The organism is Mesorhizobium sp. L48C026A00, assembly GCF_000502375.1.
GTDB classification, from domain to species: domain Bacteria; phylum Pseudomonadota; class Alphaproteobacteria; order Rhizobiales; family Rhizobiaceae; genus Mesorhizobium; species Mesorhizobium muleiense.
The window spans coordinates 16087-38110 of the sequence record NZ_AYWU01000033.1 but is presented as its reverse complement, the minus strand read 5'-3'; the positions used below and the strand labels follow the sequence as shown (position 1 = coordinate 38110).

The 22024-nt window shown below is 59.1% G+C and carries 18 protein-coding genes and 3 pseudogenes; 10 read left to right on the top strand and 11 right to left on the bottom strand.

Annotated elements, in window-relative coordinates; all coding sequences use genetic code 11:
- Nucleotides 1–50: 50 nt before the first annotated feature.
- Together X738_RS74960 and X738_RS0143825 are read left to right on the top strand one after the other, a co-directional pair.
- Nucleotides 51–1246, top strand: a pseudogene (locus X738_RS74960) (pyridoxal phosphate-dependent aminotransferase); the annotation flags it as partial.
- 18 nt (nucleotides 1247–1264) lie between these two features.
- Nucleotides 1265–2137: a phosphonopyruvate hydrolase gene (locus X738_RS0143825; RefSeq protein ID WP_031256585.1), complete on the top strand. Its 873-nt coding sequence runs from the start codon at nucleotides 1265–1267 to the stop codon at nucleotides 2135–2137.
- A gap of 566 nt (nucleotides 2138–2703) precedes the next feature.
- On the opposite strand, the gene X738_RS0143820 is transcribed toward X738_RS0143825, so the two are convergent.
- The 8 genes from X738_RS0143820 to X738_RS74930 form a co-directional block, all read right to left on the bottom strand.
- Nucleotides 2704–3180, bottom strand: coding sequence for a plasmid pRiA4b ORF-3 family protein (locus X738_RS0143820; protein WP_280811474.1), 477 nt, complete (start codon nucleotides 3178–3180; stop codon nucleotides 2704–2706).
- Between the two features lie 264 nt (nucleotides 3181–3444).
- Nucleotides 3445–3630 (bottom strand): DUF4167 domain-containing protein, encoded by a 186-nt coding sequence (locus X738_RS88540; protein WP_031256556.1) that lies wholly within the window; start codon nucleotides 3628–3630, stop codon nucleotides 3445–3447.
- Between the two features lie 557 nt (nucleotides 3631–4187).
- Entirely contained in the window at nucleotides 4188–5624 is a 1437-nt protein-coding gene (locus X738_RS74955) for a glycosyltransferase (protein ID WP_031256555.1), read from the bottom strand.
- Nucleotides 5587–6309 carry an HAD-IA family hydrolase gene (locus X738_RS81260; protein ID WP_023802945.1) on the bottom strand — a complete coding sequence of 241 codons (723 nt, stop codon included), beginning with the start codon at nucleotides 6307–6309 and terminating at the stop codon, nucleotides 5587–5589. Before X738_RS81260 ends, X738_RS74955 begins: the two co-directional genes overlap by 38 nt.
- Nucleotides 6310–6325: 16 nt before the next feature.
- Nucleotides 6326–7573: an aminotransferase class III-fold pyridoxal phosphate-dependent enzyme gene (locus X738_RS74945; protein WP_023802944.1), complete on the bottom strand. Its 1248-nt coding sequence runs from the start codon at nucleotides 7571–7573 to the stop codon at nucleotides 6326–6328.
- A gap of 12 nt (nucleotides 7574–7585) precedes the next feature.
- Nucleotides 7586–9070, bottom strand: coding sequence for a GMC oxidoreductase (locus tag X738_RS74940; protein WP_031256552.1), 1485 nt, complete (start codon nucleotides 9068–9070; stop codon nucleotides 7586–7588).
- Between the two features lie 73 nt (nucleotides 9071–9143).
- Entirely contained in the window at nucleotides 9144–10403 is a 1260-nt protein-coding gene (locus X738_RS74935; protein ID WP_023802942.1) for a condensation domain-containing protein, read from the bottom strand.
- Nucleotides 10404–10602: 199 nt separating this feature from the next.
- Nucleotides 10603–11559, bottom strand: coding sequence for a sulfotransferase (locus X738_RS74930; protein ID WP_023802941.1), 957 nt, complete (start codon nucleotides 11557–11559; stop codon nucleotides 10603–10605).
- 865 nt (nucleotides 11560–12424) lie between these two features.
- On the opposite strand from X738_RS74930, the pseudogene X738_RS74925 reads away from it, so the two are divergent.
- Nucleotides 12425–12613 (top strand): annotated as a pseudogene (locus X738_RS74925) (ISL3 family transposase); the annotation flags it as partial.
- Nucleotides 12614–12670: 57 nt separating this feature from the next.
- Here X738_RS74925 and X738_RS74920 read toward each other — a convergent pair.
- Nucleotides 12671–13372: pseudogene (locus tag X738_RS74920) on the bottom strand (IS6 family transposase).
- A 193-nt stretch (nucleotides 13373–13565) separates the two neighbouring features.
- Here X738_RS74920 and X738_RS74915 point away from each other — a divergent pair.
- The 4 genes from X738_RS74915 to X738_RS74900 are packed head-to-tail and all read left to right on the top strand — an operon-like array spanning nucleotide 13566 to nucleotide 16802.
- Nucleotides 13566–13871, top strand: a complete 306-nt coding sequence (locus X738_RS74915) for a gamma-butyrobetaine hydroxylase-like domain-containing protein (RefSeq protein ID WP_023802938.1) — start codon at nucleotides 13566–13568, stop codon at nucleotides 13869–13871.
- Complete coding sequence (locus tag X738_RS74910; RefSeq protein WP_023802937.1) at nucleotides 13864–15600, top strand: fumarate reductase/succinate dehydrogenase flavoprotein subunit; 1737 nt, start codon at nucleotides 13864–13866, stop codon at nucleotides 15598–15600. The genes X738_RS74915 and X738_RS74910 overlap by 8 nt, the downstream gene beginning before the upstream one ends.
- A 10-nt stretch (nucleotides 15601–15610) precedes the next feature.
- Nucleotides 15611–15844 (top strand): 4Fe-4S dicluster domain-containing protein, encoded by a 234-nt coding sequence (locus tag X738_RS74905; protein ID WP_031256548.1) that lies wholly within the window; start codon nucleotides 15611–15613, stop codon nucleotides 15842–15844.
- Between the two features lies 1 nt (nucleotide 15845).
- The gene (locus tag X738_RS74900) at nucleotides 15846–16802 is read left to right on the top strand and encodes a HEAT repeat domain-containing protein (protein WP_023802935.1); all 957 of its coding nucleotides are present in this window, start codon (nucleotides 15846–15848) and stop codon (nucleotides 16800–16802) included.
- A 19-nt stretch (nucleotides 16803–16821) separates the two neighbouring features.
- Here the strand turns inward: X738_RS74900 and X738_RS74895 are convergent, their stop codons facing one another.
- Nucleotides 16822–17631 carry a Crp/Fnr family transcriptional regulator gene (locus X738_RS74895; RefSeq protein WP_023802934.1) on the bottom strand — a complete coding sequence of 270 codons (810 nt, stop codon included), beginning with the start codon at nucleotides 17629–17631 and terminating at the stop codon, nucleotides 16822–16824.
- A 335-nt stretch (nucleotides 17632–17966) separates the two neighbouring features.
- Here X738_RS74895 and X738_RS74890 point away from each other — a divergent pair, with 335 nt between their 5' ends.
- From X738_RS74890 to X738_RS74880, 3 genes are read left to right on the top strand one after another with little or no spacing between them, the layout of a single operon-like run.
- Nucleotides 17967–19376: an ABC transporter substrate-binding protein gene (locus X738_RS74890; RefSeq protein WP_023802933.1), complete on the top strand. Its 1410-nt coding sequence runs from the start codon at nucleotides 17967–17969 to the stop codon at nucleotides 19374–19376.
- Nucleotides 19377–19384: 8 nt separating this feature from the next.
- The gene (locus X738_RS74885) at nucleotides 19385–20167 is read left to right on the top strand and encodes an ABC transporter permease (protein ID WP_023802932.1); all 783 of its coding nucleotides are present in this window, start codon (nucleotides 19385–19387) and stop codon (nucleotides 20165–20167) included.
- The gene (locus tag X738_RS74880; protein ID WP_023802931.1) at nucleotides 20167–20997 is read left to right on the top strand and encodes an ABC transporter ATP-binding protein; all 831 of its coding nucleotides are present in this window, start codon (nucleotides 20167–20169) and stop codon (nucleotides 20995–20997) included. The genes X738_RS74885 and X738_RS74880 overlap by 1 nt, the downstream gene beginning before the upstream one ends.
- A gap of 267 nt (nucleotides 20998–21264) precedes the next feature.
- On the opposite strand, the gene X738_RS74875 is transcribed toward X738_RS74880, so the two are convergent.
- Nucleotides 21265–21729: an ABC transporter permease gene (locus X738_RS74875; RefSeq protein WP_023802930.1), complete on the bottom strand. Its 465-nt coding sequence runs from the start codon at nucleotides 21727–21729 to the stop codon at nucleotides 21265–21267.
- Between the last annotated feature and the right edge of the window lie 295 nt (nucleotides 21730–22024).

Sequence of the window (22024 nt, the reverse complement as noted above, 5' to 3'; positions counted from 1 at the left end):
GCCGGTCAGGATCACGTCCGCCATGTACGCCCCCACTCCTGAAGTTGTCCATGCCACTCGTTTCAAGCCGCCTCAAATCCATTCGTCCATCCGAAACGAAGGCGATGACGGCTCAAGCGGCCGCGCTCAAGGCGCAAGGCCATCAGGTCATTACCCTCAGTCAGGGCGAGCCCGACTTCGACACCCCCTCAATATCGTTGAAGCCGGTATCCAGGCAATCCGTGATGGTCGAACCCGATACAAGGCGGTGGCCGGAGTGGCACCGTTAAGAGAAGCAATTCGAGACAAACTGGCGCGGGAAAATGGCCTCAACTATTCGATCGACCACGTCACGGTCGGCTGCGGGGCCAAACAGGTCGTCCTCAATGCGCTCTTTGCCAGTCTGGAGCCGGGCGAGGAGGTCATCATCCCCGCTCCCTGCTGGGTCTCTTACCCCGATATGGTGCGCCTCGCCGGTGGCGACCCCATGATCGTCAACTGCCCGGAAGCACACGGCTTCAAGCTGACGCCGGAGGGGCTTGAGAAGGCGATCACCGCCCGCACCAAATGGCTGATGCTGAATTCGCCCAGCAATCCCACGGGCGCCGTCTACAGCGAAACCGAGCTTGCCGCACTGGCCGACGTTCTGAGGCGGCATCCGCACGTCTACATCCTGTCAGACGATATCTACGAGAAATTAGTCTACGGAGCAGCGCGGTTCGCGACAATGGCGAGCGCTGCCCCCGACCTTTTCAACCGCACGGTCACGATCAATGGTGTATCGAAAACCAATGCGAGGATGGGTTGGCGCCTCGGCTATGGCGCCGGGCCCATCGAGCTTATCAAGGCCATCAATGTCATTCAGGGGCAGACCACGTCGCACACCAGCTCGATCTCCCAATATGCGGCTATCGAAGCGATTGCAGGTGACCAAGGGTACGTTCCCGAGTTCAAGGCTGAGTTCGAGAAGCGCCGCAACCTGGTCGTTGAAAGGCTCAATGCCGCGCCGGGATTGAGCTGCACCGTCCCTGACGGAGCCTTCTACCTGTTCGCCAACTGCGCCGGTGTCCTCGGCCAGAAGACGGAAGCGGGCAGAGTGATTGCGACCGATACCGACTTCGCCATGTATCTGCTCGAAGAAGCGGGTGTCGCGGTCGTTCCGGGTTCAGGCTTCCTAGCCTCCCCGTACATCCGCATTTCCTACGCCTCCTCGATCAGCGAGCTTACCACAGCGTGCGACCGCATCACCGCGGCTTGCACCAAACTTTCTCAGGACAAAAGCAGCATGAGCCAAGGCACGCTTCTCAAGAACACCATTTCGAAGAACGGCCTCGCTCATGTGATGGCCGCACATAGTCCGTTGTCGGCCCGTCTTGTCGAGGAAGCCGGGTTCGACGGCATTTGGGCGTCCGGCTTTGAGCTGTCGGCTTTGTATGGCCTCCCCGATGTCAGCCTCGTCTCGATGAGAGAGCACCTCGAGATGGTGCGCGCAATGGCGGAGCAGTCGTCGCTGCCGATCATCGCCGATATCGATACAGGGTTCGGAAATGCGATCAACGTGATTCATGCGGTGAAGCAATACGAACATGCAGGCGCAGCAGCAGTTGTTATCGAGGACAAGACCTTTCCCAAAGTGACGAGCCTGTTGGCTGATGGCCGGCAGGAACTGCTTCGGGTCGAGGAATTCCAGGGCAAGATCCGCGCAGCGATCGCGACACGCTCCGATCCGAACTTCCTGATCATTGCGCGAACAGAGGCTTTGATCGCCGGTCTCGGCGAGAACGAGGCCCTCGATCGAGCCGCCGCGTATGAAGCTGCTGGCGCCGACCTCATCGTCGTCCACTCCAAGCAGAAGACGCCGGATGAGGTGGAGAGCTTTGTCCGAGCCTGGAATGGCAAAGGCGGCATCGTAGTCATTCCGACCGCCTATCCCCAAATGAACGAGGCCCGGATCAAGGATTTGGGAAAAATCTCGGTCGTCATCTATGGCAACCATGCGGTCCGCGCGTCAGTGACGGCCATGAAGGATGTATTCGCGCGGATCCTTAAGGATCGCGGCATTCACAACGTCGACAAGGACATTGTTTCAGTCGAGGAAATTTTCCGTCTCCAGAAGATGGACCAGGTGAAGGCCAATGAAAAGAAGTTCCTTGCGTGAAGGAAGCCTGCTGGCCCGATCATCACACCGTTCCATGGTCCGTACGTCGCGAATGGACCCGCTCCGCTTATTTGCATAGAACTGATAGGACTGGCCCACCCCGATGACAGGGCTGCCGAACTCTGAACCCAGATATGCGATCTACCTCACGCCGCCGCTCGGCGAAAGCCCGGCTCGCATTGTGCACAGCCGAGCCTGATGCCGCGTCCCCCGTTTCTGGACAGCACAGCTGTTACCGAGCTGGCAAGTTCTGACTGCCTGCGACGGTGGAACTCATGCCGTTATCCAGCCGATATGCCGCAACGGCAACAGAGTGCCGAGCTGATCGCACGAGCATCTCCTCAAAGGAGACGCGCAGCTGTTTCGCGTTGCACTTGTCCGACCTTGACCAGCGAACATCGTCCGTGACGCATCGCTTGGAGGCGATGTCGGGGACTTGGTTCACGATAAGGATCTTCACGGTGCTCGCGCTCCTGCAGGCGTTTGTTCACGTCACGGCGTTCGAAAGGTCTTCCGAGCATTGAGGCGCGTGCCTCGATCCTTTGCAGCGCCTCGCGCACGGATTATCAAGGCGTGAGAACGATTTCGTCCGACAAACTCTTTAAGGAAATCGACCGCCAGAGCGACGTCCTCATAGACCTCGTGGTCAATACATAATCCGTCTGCATCATGAAGGTTTCAGGGCCACCGCAATCCTCCGGCGGGCAATCGCCATCACCACCGGTGCATCTCGGAAAGGTTGTTCCCGGCCGTGCCCCGAAGCGATCTTCTAGCCGCACGTCATGCGCCCAGGGGATGTTGAGGTCGTATTCGTAGAGGAGCCGGCTGCCTTTGCGCAGTCGCAGATCACCAAGCGGGACATCCGGAGATCGCGCTGCCGTCTCCCATGAGCCATAGCGCACAGCATAAAGAACGAACTGATAGAGATAAATGCTCTCCCAGCCGATGGTGACCTGGAAAACGCCATCGAGCTGGTACAAGGTCATCGTTGCCGGCACCTGCAGGCGCCGCCGCACCATCGGGCTCACGCCCTTCAGCCAGATCCGGAATTGCAGATGTCGGGTGCACCGCCTGAACCGGAAGGGGGCCTCTGCGATTTCGCCGCCCGCTTCCGGAACTCTTATTGCGGGCTGGTTTCAAATGCGGCGGGGCCTCCGAAATCATCGGCCGGACAATAGCCCAGTCATGCCGGCTTCGTCACTCGCCCCACAATTCCTCATGCTCTCTTTTCAGCCGACGGGTGGGTCGATGACGCTTTTAATACATTATAGCCAAGGGACGGTTGTTGCCGAAGACAGCCGTTTCGCTCACGTCAGGCTGCTGTGGGGTTCCGGGACAGCTCCGCAGCGGAAATAGTGCTCTGCATGCTGGTAGTAATTCTGTGCCTCGACGCGGTTGCCGAGCAAAGCCTGGGCATGTGCAAGTTCCAGATAGCGCTCATAGCTTTTTTGCGAACCGTGAGCGTTGCCTGTCTTCAGGCGGGCAGGCCCCAATGTCTAGGCCCTCGTGCGGATACTGGAAGATGTCACCTGTCTCGGTTGATTTATTTTCATGTTGCTTTCAAGCCCTGACGGCTTGCTCCTTTATTGGAATTGTTTGGTTTGGCGCATGGTCGATGTTCGGGATTCACGCGCCGCATGAATCATGCTGCCGGTCAACTGCACAGGCTGCCACCGTTCAGCCGAAATAGCTTTGCGGCCTGTCTTGACCCGCACAGCGTAATTCTGGAATCATTTGTTTGAGCGGACCCCGGCTGCACTTGGGGTGGCAAATGGTCGACTTCAGGTGCCGAGCGCTCGATCACAGGTGAGAGCGAGCCGAGCCTGTTCAGCAGAAAATATATACGAACGCAATATGGCGATTTCAAGTTGTGGTTTACCTCTCGGAGGCATGACCAATCAATGATTTGTTCTGCCGGAAGTTGATTTCTCAGTCTTCGAACAGCTTGAGATGCCGGTTACTGGAGCGATCGCGCTATGGCGGCCTGCTTGCGCTGCCATGGGCTTATCGCAATGCAGTATGCAAGGTCGTCCAGATTCCGCCGCCTGGCTCAGATGACCGTTGTTGGCTTGAACGGTTGCACCTCCTCAAAGCTGGATAGAGCCGATTGGATCGAGTCATACCACTTTGGAATTTGCGAGATTTGCGTACTCGAGCGCAGGCAGTTTTGGCGCGCGGTTCTGGCCATCTCCTCGAAATCACTATAACTGGTTGCAAGGTGATGCATCATTTCTGCAGCTTTGTCCTCGATGTCAGGCTCGTCGAGGACAACGCCATTCAGTCCATTTACGACCTGCCTTTTCAGACCAAAAGCGGACGACACTACGACGGATTTGCCTCGGAACAGAGCCTCTGTTGCTGTCAGGCCGAAGCCCTCTTCGCGGGAGAGCGCAAATACTCCATGGGCGTTCTGTTGCAGCCGGCCGACAATTTCGGCATTTGCGTCGTGGTCCTTCATCGAGATACAGGCCAGATACACGCGCCGCCGCACTTCCTTGGGTAATTGAGAGCATAATACGACGCATTTGTCGAAATACTCGCGTCCTTCAGGATCGTCGGCAACATCCAAAGGATCCGGTCCCGCGACCACCAAGCGTATATCGTGTGCCTCGTCGAGCGCCATTTTCACAAAGCGATCAAAAGCGGCGATGATCCGGTCAATACCTTTCAGTCCATCCCACCTGGATACATGCAGGAAATACCGCGAGCCGAGAATGTCCTGAAGGGATGGGGTGGGCTCGAATTCTTGGCCATTGAACGAAAACGAATTCTCCAGCGTCTGGCGTGCCGGCCCTTCATAGTTACGGTTCTTGCTTGAGAATGGGCTGATCGATGGCTGGATGATATCTATGGGGAGACCGGTATCAAAGGCATATTCCTTTGCGCTCAGGACAATGCGCTGGAATTGACGGAGGTATTCCCCCAGAAACCTCCAGATTTCGTCGACTGTCGGGGTGCGCTTTGGATAGCCGATGTGGCATCGCCAGATAGCCGGGTGCGGGTGAGATTCCAAGAACTTCGCGGCTGCACCAAGTGGCTGCGGATCATGAATAACCAGAAAGCCATCAGGTCTGATGATCCTTTCCAGCTGCGCGGCGCCTTGCTTCGATGCCTCAAGATAATGGGGCAGCAGATCATTCAAGCCTGCCACGGTGGCGTCGTGAAGAGAATTATGAAGTCCTTTGGTGAACCGAAAAAATTGCTCTTCCTTCGGTTTAAAGATGAGCCAACGCACATCAAAACCAAGTTCCCGAAGGAGGCATATGTGGTGTGGAAGCATTTCGGCCACCCCACCGCCGAACGCGGTGGAACTTATGTGCCAAATACAACGGCTGCCAATCTTTTCACGAATTGCGCTGGACGAACGAAATAGTTCATCGAGAAGTTTGTCATAGTCGTTTCGCTCCGCTTCGTAATGCTCAAGTACCGAGCCTTCTACCAGCACCTCATCAAACAGCGGTGTGCGGGGTTTCGTTGATACTTTCATTTCGTGGCCGTCTTTCAGTCTGGGAAGCAGGTTCAGCGCGGCCGGTTAGAAAGGGAGCCTCGCAAAAGTTCTCTATCCAGCCGCTGCTGTCAGGGTGACCCATGGCATTGGGGCCGACACCTACGCAGTCGCAGCCTGCAGCGATCGCCGCTTCAATTCCGGTGCTGGAATCCTCAAAAACCAAGCATCTTTTGGGAGTGATGCGCAGCATTCGCAACAGCGTTTGATAGGGTTGCGGATGCGGCTTTCCTTGACTGACGTCCTCGGCTGCAATCATGATCCTCGGGCAGGAGAGTCCAGCCGCCTTGAGGCGGGCAAGGGCCGAAACCCTTGCCGAAGAGGTGACAATAGATCTCCGTTCGGCGGGGATCGAGCTATAGAACTCTACGGCGCAATGGATCGGTTCCAACAGTCCCATCGCTTGGATCTCATAATCCGCAATGCGAGCGGCTTCGCGTTCTGGCGAGAGACCGGGCGCGACCGCCGCCACCAGGTCGACGTCCCGGCGGGCGGCCGACATCCGCATTGCGTAATCCGGAGAGATCCGTTCCTCCCGTGCCCATCGACGGAGTGCGCTTTCGACCACAGCCTCCGAATCCACAAGGGTTCCGTCCAGATCGAAGGCCACGTGATCATAATCTTCGAGCTGAACATTGACGGTTGCGGTTTTCGTTTGATCTTTCACGGCTTTCCTCCCCGTATCAGGCCCAATGATGCTTGTTGGAAAGACATGCTCTCGCTGTGGTGTGGAACGCCTCCGCGCAGTATTCGACCATGGATGCGTCAGTGACCTGTGCAGTCATGTCCTCGTCCTTGCGGTAGTCTGAGAGTGCTCGCTCCAGTGCCGGCTGCAAAGCTGCGAAAAATGCACCGTCCATGGACGCATTGCTCATGTATGTCCCTGGGTAGCCCGTGTAGATACCGTGCTGCAGACACCTCTGCGCGAAGACCCTTCCATGCTTTTGCGAGGGCAGAACGATTCTGAACATGGTATCGCTTCCGAGTACGCGCGCCGGTATTTCGCTACGCTCGAACGAGGTCTGAAACTGCCTCTTGAGCGCTAAGCCGCTCTCGGCGATGCGAGCAGCAATTTCTGCTTCTTCAAAGATTTCCTGGGTCAGGTTGCCGGCCACAAAGGCCCGGTTCTCGCGCAGATAGGTATTGCCCAGATAGGCCCTGTCGGCTCCCACCATGGCATCGGCGGTGCCGACGACCGCGGAAAGGCCAATGCCTTGTGCGATCCCCTTGGCCAATGTGATGAGGTCGGCTCCCACACCGTGTTTTCGGCAGTAGCCACCCTTGGCGTAACGAAGTCCGCATAGAACCTCATCAATGATGAGCAACACTCCATGCAGGCTTGCCATCCTGGAGATTTCCTGGAGCAATTCCGGAGGAAAGATCGACGGCTCAGGCGTGACGAAAATTCCCGCGACTCTCCCCTCGTTCCCGACCAGCTGCTGCTCCAGGATATCGAGGTCGTATTGGAAATCCTGGATGTGTTGATCCTTGGCCGGCGGATTGTCCGACCAGGGGAGCTGTTGAAAGATGTCGTGCCATCCGTGGAAGCCAGCCGTCAGCATGACCGGCCGGCCAGTTCGGTGCCGGGCGATCCGAACCGCCGCTTCCGTTGCACAAGATCCGGTCCTCAGAAAGAACACTCTGGGATTGCTTGGGAACATCTCCGCGATTTTCCCGGCGAGTATCTGGCGTTGCTCACCCACCGGCGATGGCAGAATATCAGTTTCCTGCTCCATCGCCTGCGCAAGCCTGGCCTTGAACACTGGGTCATTGCTGCCCAAGGGCGAAGCCCCGCTGCAGGACGTCATATCCAGATAGATCTTGCCGTTGATATCCTCCGCCATCGCGCCATTGGCGGAGCGGAATATGATGGATGATGGGGTGTCACGCTCCCATTCGGCCAAATGTCCGGCAGCTCCAGGATCGAGCATCTCGGTTACCCTTTACTTGAGTGACATGGCCATTCGCCTGGCGTTGGCCATGATTGTGTGTGTCGGATTGCTGTTCCCCGCGAAGTTCATAACGGAGCCATCCATGACATGGATGTTGGTGAACCCATGGACCCTGCCGCAGCTGTCGACGACCGAGGTCCTCGGATCACATCCGGCGCGCATCGTGCCGTGCAGGTGGCAGCCGCCTTTTCCATGGAAAGATGGCTCTCGCTCGATGCGGAATGCGCCAAGGTGGCGCAGAATGTCATCCGCGCGGTCGGCGAGAAAATTCATTCGCGCACGGTCATTTTCCGAGTTTCGGTATTCGAAACGGATGTAACGGATACCGTACTGGTCAACAGCCTCGTCAAGCACGACGCGATTGTGCGACCATGGCTCTTCTCCAGCTATGTAGTGCAGGCGCACAAGGCCGACGTTCTCATCCGGCGAGGGGAAATTCGCTTCATAAATGAGGCCGCCAAATCTGCATGGCACGTCGTTATGTTCGTAGAACTCATCGGTATAAACGGTCGCATGCGGTCCCCAGTGCGGAGCACATGCACCGGAGCCGCGATCGGCCGGCTCCATGTAGCCGACGGAGTAGCCGCTAATCTTGAATGAGAGGCCTCGCCCAACGAGGCCGGATTCGTTTCCTATTCCCTTAAGTGCATGCCCACTCTTTGACCGAAGCATCAATGCCGCTGATTGTATCGCGTTTGCGCACACGATGACCCTTTCAACTGGGACCCGGATCAGTTCCGACGAGAGCGGCACATAGCACTCAAGGGCTTCAGCCCGACCGTGGTTCCGCATTTCGATCCGGTTGACGAAACAGCCGTATAGAACCGAGATCGTTCCTGGCAGGGCGGAGTCATCCAAAATGTTTCTTGCAAGCACTGATGCTCTCGCATCCGTAGGGCACACCAGTTCATCGCAAGCGGAACACTTGATGCACCCCATGTTGGTCCCTGGCGGCCTGATTGCCAGGGGGATGCTCTTTGATCTTATGCTGAGTTCCTGCATTGCATTGGTTAGCATCAACCCACGCGCACTGGGTGGATACGATGGAAGCCCATTCGCGCCACTGATCTCCAGGAGATGCTCGATCTCCGAATAGTAGGGTTCAAGATCCTGGAGGGTAATGGGCCAATCAATCGCCATGTCAGTCGTAAGATATTGGGAGGCCGACAGATCTGCTTGTCGGTATCTGAACGTTATCGCGTTGTAGAACCACATCCCGCCGCCGACGCAGCACGCTGTCCAAGGATTACCATCGATGGGGCCGTTGGAAGTGAGTGCCTTGCTGTACGCCGCTTGATGAGGCCCGAGCATGGCGCCAGGCGAAACCAGGCCTCCATATTCCAGGACGGCCACATGGCAGCCCTTTTCCGCAAGTGTTCGGGCGACGATCGATCCAGATGGCCCAGAGCCAACGATAACCGCATCGAAGTTTGTGTAATTACACGAGTCCGCTGCAATGTGTCTGATATCCGTCACGGGCAATAGTCTCCTGTGGGGTGGGCGGTAGCGGGCCAGCGAGCGGTTCTCGCGATGCAGGCGAGGAGATGCTTTATACTGGCCATGTAGTGGGGGGACCGCGACGCCTGCCGGGCCGGTCGCAGGGTGACGGTAGTTGACGAAGAGGCCGTCGTAGGTACGCATGATCCAGAGGTACACGTCGTCCGGGTCGGTGCTGCGGCCGCGGAGGATGACAATCCGCCAAGTGTTCCAGTCGCGGGCACCGGGGTGCGACGAAGGTCACTGTACGAAACTTGAAGGGGTCGCGGAGGGGTCGGCCGAGGAGCTCCTCCACTCGGGGTGTGGGTATCTGGACCAGGTCCTTCACGCCGTCGAGGCCGGAGACCGCGGAGCGCGCCGCCTCAGCGAACGAGTCGGTTGCGCTTAAGGGGAAGGCGATGGGGCCCATACCTACGTACCAGCCGATGGAGGACCGCGAGGGACCCGTCCGGGTGTGGAAGGGGGCCATGGTACGGAATTCGCCCGAGCCGGTGATTTCGTGGCCGACCTTGGCCAGGCAGGCGAGCAGTCCGGAGAAAGAGGCGCCCCCGGCCGCGCGGCAGACTCGATCAAAGGCGTGCCCGGTGGATGCGTCGACAAGCTCGGTGTATCCGCCTGGCTGGGCGGCGGGGCTGCCGCTCACGTCGCTACCCGGTACAGGGAACTCCGGCAGGCGGCCGCCGGCTTCGGTTAGGAACTGCCGCCAGTGGACGATCGATTCGTGGGCCGCTGTCAGCGCGTCGGCGGCGGTCCGTTCGGCCTCCGCGAAATCGAGGTAACTGGCCGTGGGGGGAAGGGGAGGTGGGGCGGGCTTGCCGTTGGCGGCGGCGAGTGCTGCGGCGTACAGAGTGTGGATCTCATAAGCGGTTAGGCGAACGGAGTAACCGTCCGTCAGGGTGTGGTCGGCGGCGAGACAGGCGGTGGTTGCTTCTGGGCGGCTGATGGTGGCACAGATATACCCGGGCCAGCCGAGGGGGCCGGTTTCGCTGTCGAACAGTTCCTCCAGATACCGCGCCAGCTTCCGGCCGTCGGTGAAGTCCCGCGCCGCACTTGGGTGGATGCTCATGGCGCCGGCCGGTGTGCAGCGAGGGGACAGATTGAGTTGGCTGCGCAGTGCTTCGTGGTGGTTTGTCCAGCCGCGCAGCGCAGTGGCGAAGGCGTCCGCATCGAGTTCGGCGGGCAGATCGAAGGCGCAGCCCAGCCAGGACGGTGGCAGGGGACCCTCACCGGCCGCCTCGAGTGCGTATGTGATGTGCGCTTCCTGCACGTGAGACGCCCGCCGTAGGTCGGCTGCCCAGGTGGTGTCGGACATCGGCGTAGCGCAAGCCCGCCAGACGGTGAGACCGCCCGGAGACAGACCGAGTGATGGTATGTCAGTGAACTTCATGATATGGCGCGCCTTATCTGGGAGGAGCGGAAACGATGGGTGCACGAGGAGCGCCGGCCGGTCGCGAGAAGAGGGTAGAAGCTGCGGGGCAGGCGTCGCCGGAGCGCTTCGTGTGCCGACGGCGTCACCCCGCGCTTTCCGGATCCGGCATCGACAGGTCGTAGCCTAGGTGTTCCAGTTCCTTCCCGGCGATCCGCTCGAATTCCTCGATCTCCCCGGGCGTGAGGTCCTGCAGGTACCGTCCGTTACGCCCGGTATACAGCGGCTTACCCGCGGCCTCCGCTGCGGGATGGCCCCAGGGGTTGTCGAACAATGCGTGCTCGTGCTCCGCGTGGTGCAGGACCGCATCGTCCCATGGCAGGCCGAGGTGGCCCAGCATCCGCTCGACAGTGTCGCGGGGGCGGGTGACCAGATCCTCATACCGCACTTCCAGATAGCGGCCGTCGGGCGCAGCATGGCGGGGCCGGGTGACGACCTCCAGCCAGCCGCGCGCGGCTTCCGCGACGGTCCGGTAGCCCCAGTCGGGGACGGTCTTGAAATGGGAGGCAGTCAGGTCGCGGCCGTCGCGGATGATGTGGATGAAGTGCGCTTGTGGCCAGATAGCGGCGTACGTGCCGATGTCCTGGATCCTCCGCTGAAGCTTCAGCCCCCATCGTCGGGCTCCCGTCTGTTCACGCCGGAATTCGCCGATGGAGTTGATGAGCAGGCAGCGGTCCTCCAAGGCGGACAGATCGGTACCGCGCTCGGCCATCAGGCTGATCACCAGGCTCCGTACATCGTCGCGGTCGAGACCGAAACGCTCGCACTGCACAACGAAGTGCCCGCCGTCGTACCACTCAGGGTCAACGGTGTCCTTCGTCCTACCGGCGAGTCGCGAGTCGCGGGCATCCATCAGGTCGCACACCGCGAGAATGTGCGGGCCGAGGTTAATAGGTTCGGTGAAATCGATCTCCGGGCCGACGACCAGGTCGTGGTGCGAGTCGAGCAGGACACTGAGCAGAGTGGTGCCGGAGCGGTTCTCGCCGCCGAGCAGGACAGGGTTAGAGGGCAGGGCGAGATGAGGGGACACGTCTTTGTCCATGCCCACGTTTCCTAGGAGAGGTTTGGAAGTGTTCACTTTCGTCTCCTCAAGCACGAGATTTTAGGCGACGCGACATCGCTCTGACGTCTCAATTTCCATCAATTGGCGGTTTCGTTTGAACTTCTAAGGCGAAGTCTTTTGAAAAAACCCGTCACTACGCAACGGCAGCGTATTGGCAGCAGGCGACCAACAAAATACGGTGAGGTCTGAACGCCAGCGGCACATCCACCCTAAAACCGAATGCCCGGCAGGAGACTGAGTTCGCTGCCGGTCCGGTACGCCTTGGGAGGTGGCATAAGTCGGAATTCATGCCCATCGACCTCAGATGGCTTTTGAGCTCCCCTGGAAAAGGTCATGATGCTGTAATCGGCGACCTGGAAGATACATTGGCCCATCGCGATGTCGTCGGGAGGAGCATCCACTCTAACAGGTCTGGATGTCGACCAGGGTTCCGGTAACGCCGATTGACAGCCTGCGCACCAGATCTCATGTCCAGGTTTCATTTCGTCGGTCGCATCGCACACTCACGATTTAACGATGATAGGATCGAAACGGGATTCTTTTCCGGAGTACTTTTTCGATGGAATCGAGGGCAGAAGTCCTGAGCGATAATCTTGGTAGCGTTTTCTGAAGCGGTAAGATCGGTGGTGGAAACCTTCGCCAGCGGTTTTTCGTGGCCATGGGAGACTTCTCCTCAGTACATACTCGTTTTGCGGATAGCCTTGCATGTACCGTGCCAAAGCAGAAAGCATTTAAAAACATCTGATTGATCAGGTTCTGTTACGTTGCGTACCCGACATTGTCGGGTATCGGACAACGCCGAACGTGCCTGAATGGCGCGTGATGACTCCAGTGCGACGGCGAGGCGTTGCCCAAAGCGGTTCAGGTCGCCGATCCGCATCTCATGGAGAATGCGAGCGCGGCTTTCCTCCATGCCGTCCGGAAGTCGATGCGTTCGATCCGTGCCGCGATCGGCGCCACCAGGGTCGATCCAAACCTGCTCACCTACGCGGAGAAGCTGCAGTATGAGGGTTATCTGCAGCGCGAGGAGACGAACTGGTTTTGTTGCAACGGCTGAATGGGAGTGCAGATAGGTCTGACACGAGGCCAATCACGCGGCAAGGATTTGGAACTGCTCGGCCAGGGATGGATTCGGAATGAAGGCGAACCTCGCCTGTTGCTTACGCATCATGTGAACCATTTCGATTCCGTTTAGGATGATCGCGGCTGATGCTGGTGATTTGAAGCCGAGCATTGACCGAATGCGGCGCTTGATGCGCCGATGGTCCTGTTCGATCCGGTTATTCAGGTATTTACTCTTGCAGATCCGGATCGGCTTCAGCCGACGCTGGGAACGATCCTGCAAGCGATTTGTGATGTCGCAGGAAACGATAGCCTTTCCTGGTTGGTCTGGTTGACCATCGACGACGACGCGGTCGGGACGGCCATGACGTGCCAGCGCTTTTCTGAAGAACTGTTTGGCCGAGGGCAGGTCACGCTGCTCGCTGAACCAGAATTCGTCTGTATCGCCGACACTGTCGATGGCGCGGTAAAGATACATCCACTGGCCGCGGACTTTGATGTACGTCTCGTCGACGGCCCACTTCCCGGTCACGCTACGCTCGCGCCGGTTGAAATGCTCCAGCAGTAGCGGGTGCGAAACGAACGGTCAATCGGTGAATGGTCGTGTGGGTCGACGGCCATCCCCCGCTCGGCCATCATCTCCTCAAGATCACGCAGGCTGAGATTGTAGGACAGGTACCAGCGCACGGAAAAGGATCACTGACTGGTCGAATTGGCGGCCCTTGAACATCTAATCCTCCGAAAATGTCGAAGGGGTCTTGCCATAGCGCCGGTAATCAAAACGTTGCAACACATCCAGATTGGAACAGCTCTTGTTCCGCCCCGATTTACCCCGGTTTCAATAGGCATGCTGGACGCAGGCAATTTATTGCGTGTAGATGTTCCGCTGTTCCCTAAGATGGGGCGAGCCATCAGGGAACGTCGTGATACCTCTTGAACTCAAGATCAATTCCCCGCGCAGCCTTCTCTCCGTTACGTGGGATGACGGTGCGGTCTCGCTCATCCCGGCGTCCGTGTTGCGAGCGCGCAGCCGGGCGGCACAGCAGGTCCGGGCGGACGTCGAGGGTAAGGCCCGTTCGTTCGAGACCGTCACCGTGACGAACGCAGAGGCGATCGGTTCATATGCCATACGGCTGGTTTTCTCCGACGGTCATGACCGGGGCATCTATCCCTGGAGCTATTTGCGCGAAATCGCCGAATTCTCAGGCTTGAGGAACGAGAATGGATAATTTTGTCGAAGGGCTGTCGGAAGTCACCTGCGATGTGCTGGTGATCGGCGGCGGCACGGCCGGACCCATGGCGGCGCTCAAGGCGAAGCAGAAAAATCCCGCTCTGAATGTCGTCCTGCTCGAAAAGGCCAATGTGAAGCGTTCCGGAGCTATCTGCATGGGCATGGACGGGCTGAACAACGCTGTCGTCCCGGGATATGCGACGCCCGAGCAATACACCAAGGAGATCACCATTGCCAATGACGGCATAGTCGATCAGGCGCCGGTCTTCAAATATGCCTCGCGCTGCTACGACATCATCCAGGAACTCGACCGTTTCGGCATCCGCTTCCAGAAGAACGCCAATGGCGATTTTGACCTGAAGAAGGTCCACCATCTCGGAACCTACGTGCTGCCGATGCCGAATGGCGATACCGTCAAGAAGGCGCTCTACCGGCAGATCAGGCGCGAAAGGATATTGGTCTCCAACCGTTTCATAGCAACGCGCCTGTTGACCGCCAACGACGGCAGGATCGCGGGCGCCACTGCTGTGAACACGCGCACGGCTGAATTCCTCGTGCTGCGCGCCAAGACCGTGATCCTGTGCATGGGCGCGGCGGGCCGGCTCGGATTGCCGCATTCCGGCTATCTCTTCGGAACCTATGAGAATCCGACCAATTCCGGTGATGGTTATGCCATGGCCTATCACGCGGGTGCCGCGCTCGCGAATCTCGAATGCTATCAGATCAATCCGCTGATCAAGGACTACAACGGTCCGGCTTGCGCCTACGTCGCCGGCCCCTTCGGAGCCTATACCGCCAACAGTGAAGGCAATCGCTTCATCGAAAGCGACTATTGGTCGGGACAGATGATGCAGGAATTCTACAACGAACTACAATCGGGCAAGGGGCCAGTGTTCCTAAAGCTCAACCACCTTCATGCCGACACGGTCGGCGAGATCGAAGAGATCCTGCACAACGTCGAGCGCCCGTCGCGTGGCAGTTTCCATAAGGCGCGGGGCACCGATTACCGCGAAAAGATGATCGAAATGCACATTTCCGAAATCGGCTTCTGTTCGGGTCACAGCGCGTCGGGCGTTTTCGTCGATGAATTCGCCCGGACCACGGTGCCGGGCCTCTATGCCGCGGGCGACATGGCGAGCGTGCCACACAACTATATGCTCGGCGCCTTCACCAATGGAGCCGTCGCCGGCGAGCACGCTGCCGAAGTCGCGCCGGAAACCAACCTTGCGGATTTCGACAGCGAGTTCGTTCAGGCGGAGCGCGAGCGGGTGTTGGCACCGACGCGGCGCGAGGACGGCATCCCGCCCAACCAGCTGGAATACAAGGCCCGACGCCTGGTCAACGACTATCTGCAGCCGCCCAAGGTGACGGCCAGGATGCAGATCGGCCAGGCGCGGCTTGCGGAGGTCAGGGATGATCTCGAAACCGCCCTTGTCGCACGCGACGCACATGAACTGATGCGTTCGCTCGAAGTGTCGTCCATTCTCGACTGCGCCGACATGGCGGCCCATGCCTCGCTCTTCCGGACGGAGAGCCGCTGGGGGCTCTATCACAACCGCGTCGATTATCCCGAAAAGGATGACGACAACTGGTTTTGCCATACGCTTCTGCGCAAGGTCGACGGCCGCTTGGTTTCTGAGAAACGGCCAATCCAACCCTACATCGTTCCGATCGAGAACGAGGAGCGGACGGCCTATGACCGTCTGCGCGTTTCCAATCAAGCCTGACGAGGAAGCCATGCCGCTTGCGCTTTCACCCACAACTGTCCCCGTGGTCGTGGACGAGGCAAAATGCATCGCCGACAAGGGCTGCACGGTCTGCGTCGATGTCTGCCCGCTGGACGTCCTGCGCATCAGCGATCTCACCGGCAAAGCCTATATGAAATTCGACGAGTGCTGGTACTGCATGCCGTGCGAGAAGGATTGTCCGACCGGCGCCGTAACCGTCAACATCCCGTATCTGTTGCGCTGACATGCCTTCATTCGATCCCTTCGAAGATTTTGGCGACATCGAGGAAATCGGCGAGCGTCTGAACGATGCAGACGCGGCCGTGCGACGGCTTGCCGTGATCGACCTTGCCGAGACGGCGAGCGCGGATGTGCTGCCGCATCTCCTGACTGCCGTTGCCGACCCCGACGCGACCGTGCGTTTGCAACTGGCGATCGCACTGTCCGAATTCGACACCGTTGAGGGGGCTGCGGGCCTTGCCCGTCTGGCGGCGGATCAGGATTTGACGGTGGCCCAGGCGGCAGCCGATAGCCTTGCTGAACTGAAGGATCCGGCGGCCGCTGCATCCATTCTGCCGCTCGTCAGTCATGTGCGCGCCTTCGTCCGGGCTGCCGGTTTTCGCGGGCTGAAAGCGTTGCGTTCGCGTGGGGCACTCGGCCCCGCTCTGGCGGCGATGCGGGATGAAGATGCCAATGTTCGCGCACAGGCGCTCGGCGTCGTCGCCTATCTGAAGCTGGAAGAGACCTTGCCGTCCCTCATCGCCGCGACGCGCGACGCCGATGCCACCGTTCGGTCGGTTGCGGTCAACGCCTTGTCTTTCACGAGCCAGCCCGCCGCAGCGGCCGCCGTGACGGCTGCCCTCGATGATGAGAACTGGCAGGTGCGGGCCGCGGCGGCCGAATCGCTCGTTCGTATCGGCCAGACCTCGGCCGTCGACGGACTGAGCGCCGGCCTTTCCGACGAATACTGGCAGGTTCGGCAAAAATGCCTGAATGCGCTTGGCAAGCTCAAGGCGCAATCGGCGGTACGGGAGATTTCCGAGCTGTTGACGAGCGACATGGCCTCGCTGCGCAAGGAGTCTGCGGCGGCGCTCGGTGAAATCGCTGATCCATCGTCGCGGGATGCTCTCATGGCGCATATCGGCGACGCCGATCCAGACGTACGCAAGACCGTTCGCTGGGCGCTAACGCGGCTCGGTTAGTGGAAGCCGAAACGCGGCCTCACCCGGCCGTGCGCTTCGAAACCATTTCCTTCAGCGCGTGAGGGCGTTCGATGCGGATATGGCGCGGCGTCACCGTTACCAGCCCTTCCTTTTGGAAGCGCTTCATCATCATCGTCACCCATTGGCGTGTGGAACCGACCATGGCCGCAATCTGGTCATGCGTCACCTTGGCATTGATGACGATTGCCCGTCCATCGCGGACGCCATGAAGGTTGCCGAGATTCATCAGGAATTGCGCCAGACGTTCGATCACCGAACGCGTGCCGAGCATCTGAGCCATCGCCGAATAGCATCTGCCCTTCGCTGCAAGCCCCTGCAGAAGACAGAGCGCGAAAGTCGGAAGCTCGACGACGAGCTTCTTCAACGCATTGGCCGGTATGAACAGCATCCGGCATTCACTCAATGCTTCTCCGGACCAGATATGGGTTCCACCGCCGGTCATTTCGGGACCACCAATGAAATGCCCCACCGTCCAGTAGGCGAGGGTGATTTCGCGTCCTGACGGTGCCGTGTAGAACACGTGAACCTTGCCGCTTTCGATGATGAAAATGCCACCGTGCCTATCGCCCTGGGTGAAGATCGCCTGACGGGTCGCAAAAGCGAGACGTCGGCCATGCGCCCTAAGTTTCGCCCACTCCTCTGATGTCAGGGTATCGAGAAAATGCGCGCCGTCGTCGAGCCCTTCCACGCTTTCGCTGAGAAAGAGCGCCCGATGGCCGGGAAGAACGACCTGCTCGGGCAGTTCGAGCACCGGCTCATGTTTTTTACGCTCAGCTTCGAAATCGGTCGAAAGCATTTCGAGGCCCATATCCGGCTCCTTGCGCATCGCGAAAACGCGTAAACAGTATATAAATTCTATAGACAAAAAAGGAATATGGTTGCGCCTTTCAGGCCTGGCGTAGATGATTCTTGTGCCCTAATTTCGAACGGCGCATCTAACCACTTGTTTTTAGAAAGACGATTTTTAATCCGTGCGAAAACCGGCCGGATGCCCGCGATCCAAGACCGGCTCCGAAATGGTGCAAGTAATTGCTTATAGCTTCAGCCGATCGGCACATAAATTTGCGGAACAGCGGCTGGCTATCGCCACTGCGTCGGCAAATCCAGCCGCCGTATGCCGGCATCAAATCACGAGGTAGGACCATGTATTTTCGCACACATTTGGCTGCCCTTGCCCTTATGGCGGCCAGCTTCGCGTCTGCAGCGGATGCCGAAACCATCCGCGTGGCGATCGGCACGCAGGACACCACCATCAATACCGCCACGGGCGGATTGCTGATCCGTGAGTTGAAGCTGCTCGACAAATACCTGCCGCACGACGGCAAGTATAATGACGTCACCTATGATATTCAGTGGAAGAACTTCACGAGCGGCGCGCCGATCACCAATGAGCAGATCGCCGGAAAGCTTGATTTCGGCGTGATGGCAGATTTCCCCGGCTCGTTCAACGGTCTCGCCCATATCAAGGCCGGAAGAAAGAGCTTGTTCATCACCGTGCTATCCGGCAGCGTGAACGGCAGCGGCAACGGCATTGTCGTGCCGACCGCTACGCCCATCCAGTCGCTCTCGCAGCTAAAGGGCAAAACCATCTCCGTTCCATTCGCATCGACCTCGCATGGCATGCTGCTGCGTGCCGTCAAGGCACAGGGCTGGGACGCCGAACGCGACTTGAAGATCATCACCCAGGCGCCTGAAGTTGCCGGCGCGGCCCTGCAGGCAAACCAGATCGAGGCGCATGCGGATTTTGTCCCATTTGCCGAACTCTTCCCCTGGCGCGGCTTCGCACGCAAGATCTATGACGGATCGCAGGCAAAGACGCCCACTTTCCACGGTGCTCTGGTCGATGCCAACTATGCCGAAAGATATCCCGAGATCGTTGTTGCCTATCTTCGCGCCGCAATCGAGGCCGATCAGTTGATCGCCAAGGAGCCGGAGAAATACAGTGAACTGATCGCAAAGGTGACGGGCGTCGAAGCCGAGGTCGACTACCTGTTCCATGGACCGCTCGGGCTTCAGACCCGTGATTTAACCTGGAAGCCGGAATACCGCCAGGCTGTCGCCACCGCGATCGACACTTTGAGGGTCCTGAAAAAGACCGACCAGTCGCTCGACGTGAACAGCTTTGTCGACGAGCGGTTCATAAGGGCCGCATTCAAGGCATCTGGGCTCGGCTACGATGCCGCGCTCAAGAACTACGCCCAGCTGCCTTTGAACGCCAAGGATGCTGCCGGTGAGGCGATCAGCGATCCCAAGCGTGTTGCCGAGATTTGGATCCAGGGTGAGCCGCTCGTGCGACATTATGCGTCGCCGGAAAACGCATTCAAGGCGCTCAAGGCCGTCGAAGGTGAGGGCAAATCGATCCGGGTATTTTATGCCCAGGACCGTGAAAGCGGCATCAAGCTGCTCGGCAATCAGGCCTGGTTCGTGCGTGCCGACGGCGGCGAGGTCAGCGCCTTCCTGCTAAAGGAAAATGCCGAGAAATGGGCAAACAATCATGGTGGCAAGGTGCTGGATTTTGCTGCCGCCAAGGCCTCGATCATGGCCAGCAATTGAGGCTGGCCATGACGCGTTTCCACCTTGGGCGCTGGTTGCGCCGGACAGGATCTCTCGCCACCTGCCTCATTCTCTGGCACATGGCATCGAGCCTCAAACTGAATCTCGGCATTGTCACGTTCGAGAATGTGCCGTTGCCCGTGGATGTCGGGTCGGCAGCATTGGATTTCCTGCGCTCGCCCAAGTTCTTTGCCCATGTCTCGAGCAGCCTGGAAAGGGTTCTCGCCGGCTTTGGCATCGCCGCCGTGATCGGCATCGTCCTCGGCCTCGTTATCGGTCGCTCACGGTGGCTCGGGGATTTCCTGCAAACCCCGCTCGAGCTCCTGCGGCCGATCCCGGCCGTCGCCTGGATTCCGCTTGCGGTTCTGATGTTTTCGTCGTCGGATCTCTCGATGATTTTCATCACCTTTACGGGCGCATTGTTTCCGATCCTGCTCAACACCGTCCATGGCGTGGAAAGCGTCGATCCAAGGCTGATCGCCTCTGCGCGCAGCCTGGGGAGCACACGGACCGCGATGCTGTTGGAAGTCATTATTCCAGGCGCCGCGCCGAACATCGCCACGGGCTTGGTCATCGGCATGGGCACGTCCTGGTTTTGTCTCGTTACCGCCGAGATGATCTCCGGCCAGTTCGGTATCGGTTACTACACCTGGGAATCCTACACGCTGCAAAACTATCCTGAAATCATCGTCGGCATGATCCTGATCGGGCTGTTCGGCATGGGAAGCAGCGCCCTCTTGCGAGCGGCAGGGGCGGCACTTCTTCCATGGCACACGAAGGACAGCAAATGATGAACACCCATCAGCGCAGCTTTCGCGCTGCAACGGGCCGAATCGAAGCCAATCATGTTTCGATCCGGCTCGGTCGCGGCAGCACTGCGTTCGAAGCCGTCAGTGATGCGAGCTTCGAAGTCTCTCCCGGCGAATTCGTCTGTCTTCTGGGGCCATCCGGCTGTGGGAAGTCGACCCTGCTCGGCGCCTTGGCGGGACACATCAAGCCAGCTGCCGGCGTCCTTTCGGTCGACGGACAGCCCGTAAAAGACCCCCATCCGGAACGCGGTATCGTTTTCCAGCACCACACGCTCTTTCCGTGGAAGAACGCGCGCGACAATGTCGCTTTCGGCCTCAAGATGCGCGGCGTCAAGCGCGGGCAACGGCGTCTCGAGGCGGAGAAAATGCTCGATCTCGTCGGTCTGAATGGCTTTGCTGGGCGCTATCCCGGCCAGCTGTCCGGCGGCATGCAGCAACGCGTCGAGATCGCGCGTGTTCTCGTCAATCAGCCACGGTTGCTGCTGATGGACGAGCCCTTCGCAGCGCTCGACGCGCTGACGCGGCTTCGAATGCAGCAATTGCTGCTCGATATCTGGGAGCAATTCCGCAAGACGATCCTATTCGTCACCCATGATATCGACGAAGCCCTGCTGCTCGCTGATCGGATCATCGTCATGCAGGCGCAGCCCGGCCGGATCCACGAGGAAATCACCGTGCCTTTCGAGAGGCCGCGCATGACCGAGATCACCGCCTCGGGCGAGTTCATGCGGCTGAAACACCATTGCCTGAATCATCTTCACAGCGACAGGCGAGGGGATACTTTGCCCCGGCTTTCTCCCTTGGGTTTGTGATGAATGTCGAGGCGGTCTCGACAGCCGCCATTCGGGCTGGAAGATCTCAACGGTTCATGAACTCGGGAACCTATGAGCTCCGTATCCGTCCTTAAAATTGGCCAAGATCACAGCTTGGGCCGATAGCCCAATACCTGGATGAGGAATTTCGAAGTCTTTGCTTGCGCGGCCTGACACCATAAAAAGTCGGCCGAGAATGCGACTACTCCCATCCGAGCGGAGAGCTATGCGGTCGTCTGGAACGATCCGAACACGGGCAGTTGCCGGCTAGGGCTGCGACATCCTGCGGTCGACGAGCCTGAGGCGCTGCGTGAAGCCATGTCGGCGGTCAGGCACTGCGGCGAGCGAGTTCGGCGGCTTTGGCCGCGTCCCCGTTCGGAAATGGCGACAGGGCCGCTCATCGGATCCTTCAGCGCAGAAAGCGGTGACATTGAAGACCACGCCGACGCCACCGAGGAGGAGAGTGCACAGCAGCAATAGATCCATGTGGAACAGCTGCTGGCCCTCGTTCATGCGCCCGCCGATCCCTGGTGCGATGTTGAGCAGAAGCTCGGCCCCCACCGTCGCGGTCCAGGCATAGATCAGCGCGGCATGAAGGCCCATGAAGATTTGCGGCAGCGCTCCCGGAATGGCGATGATCCGGGCGAAGTCGAAGCAGCCGAAGGTCAGCACGTCGGCAAGCTCGCGATAGCTGCGCGGGATCCCGGACACGCCCTGCCAGGTGTTGATCAAGCGGCTGGAACGCCGCCAGCGCGATGAAGACGATCTTGCCGGCGTCGCCTCCGCCGAACCACATCGAGATGAGCGACTATCTGGAGTGCCAAGTTGCATTTGCGAACTCTTTGCGGGCATCGCGTGCTTTTGCATTGAGAATGACGAGCAGCTTGCGGGCGAGCGCGCCATTCCGCACCCGTACTAAGTGTCAAATTCTTACCACTTCCGACCGCTCGGCATTGCTGATCGGCGGCGAAGGAGTGGCCGGACGGAGCGCCGATCGCCACGATCAAGCCTGGCCGGTCTGCCCTCG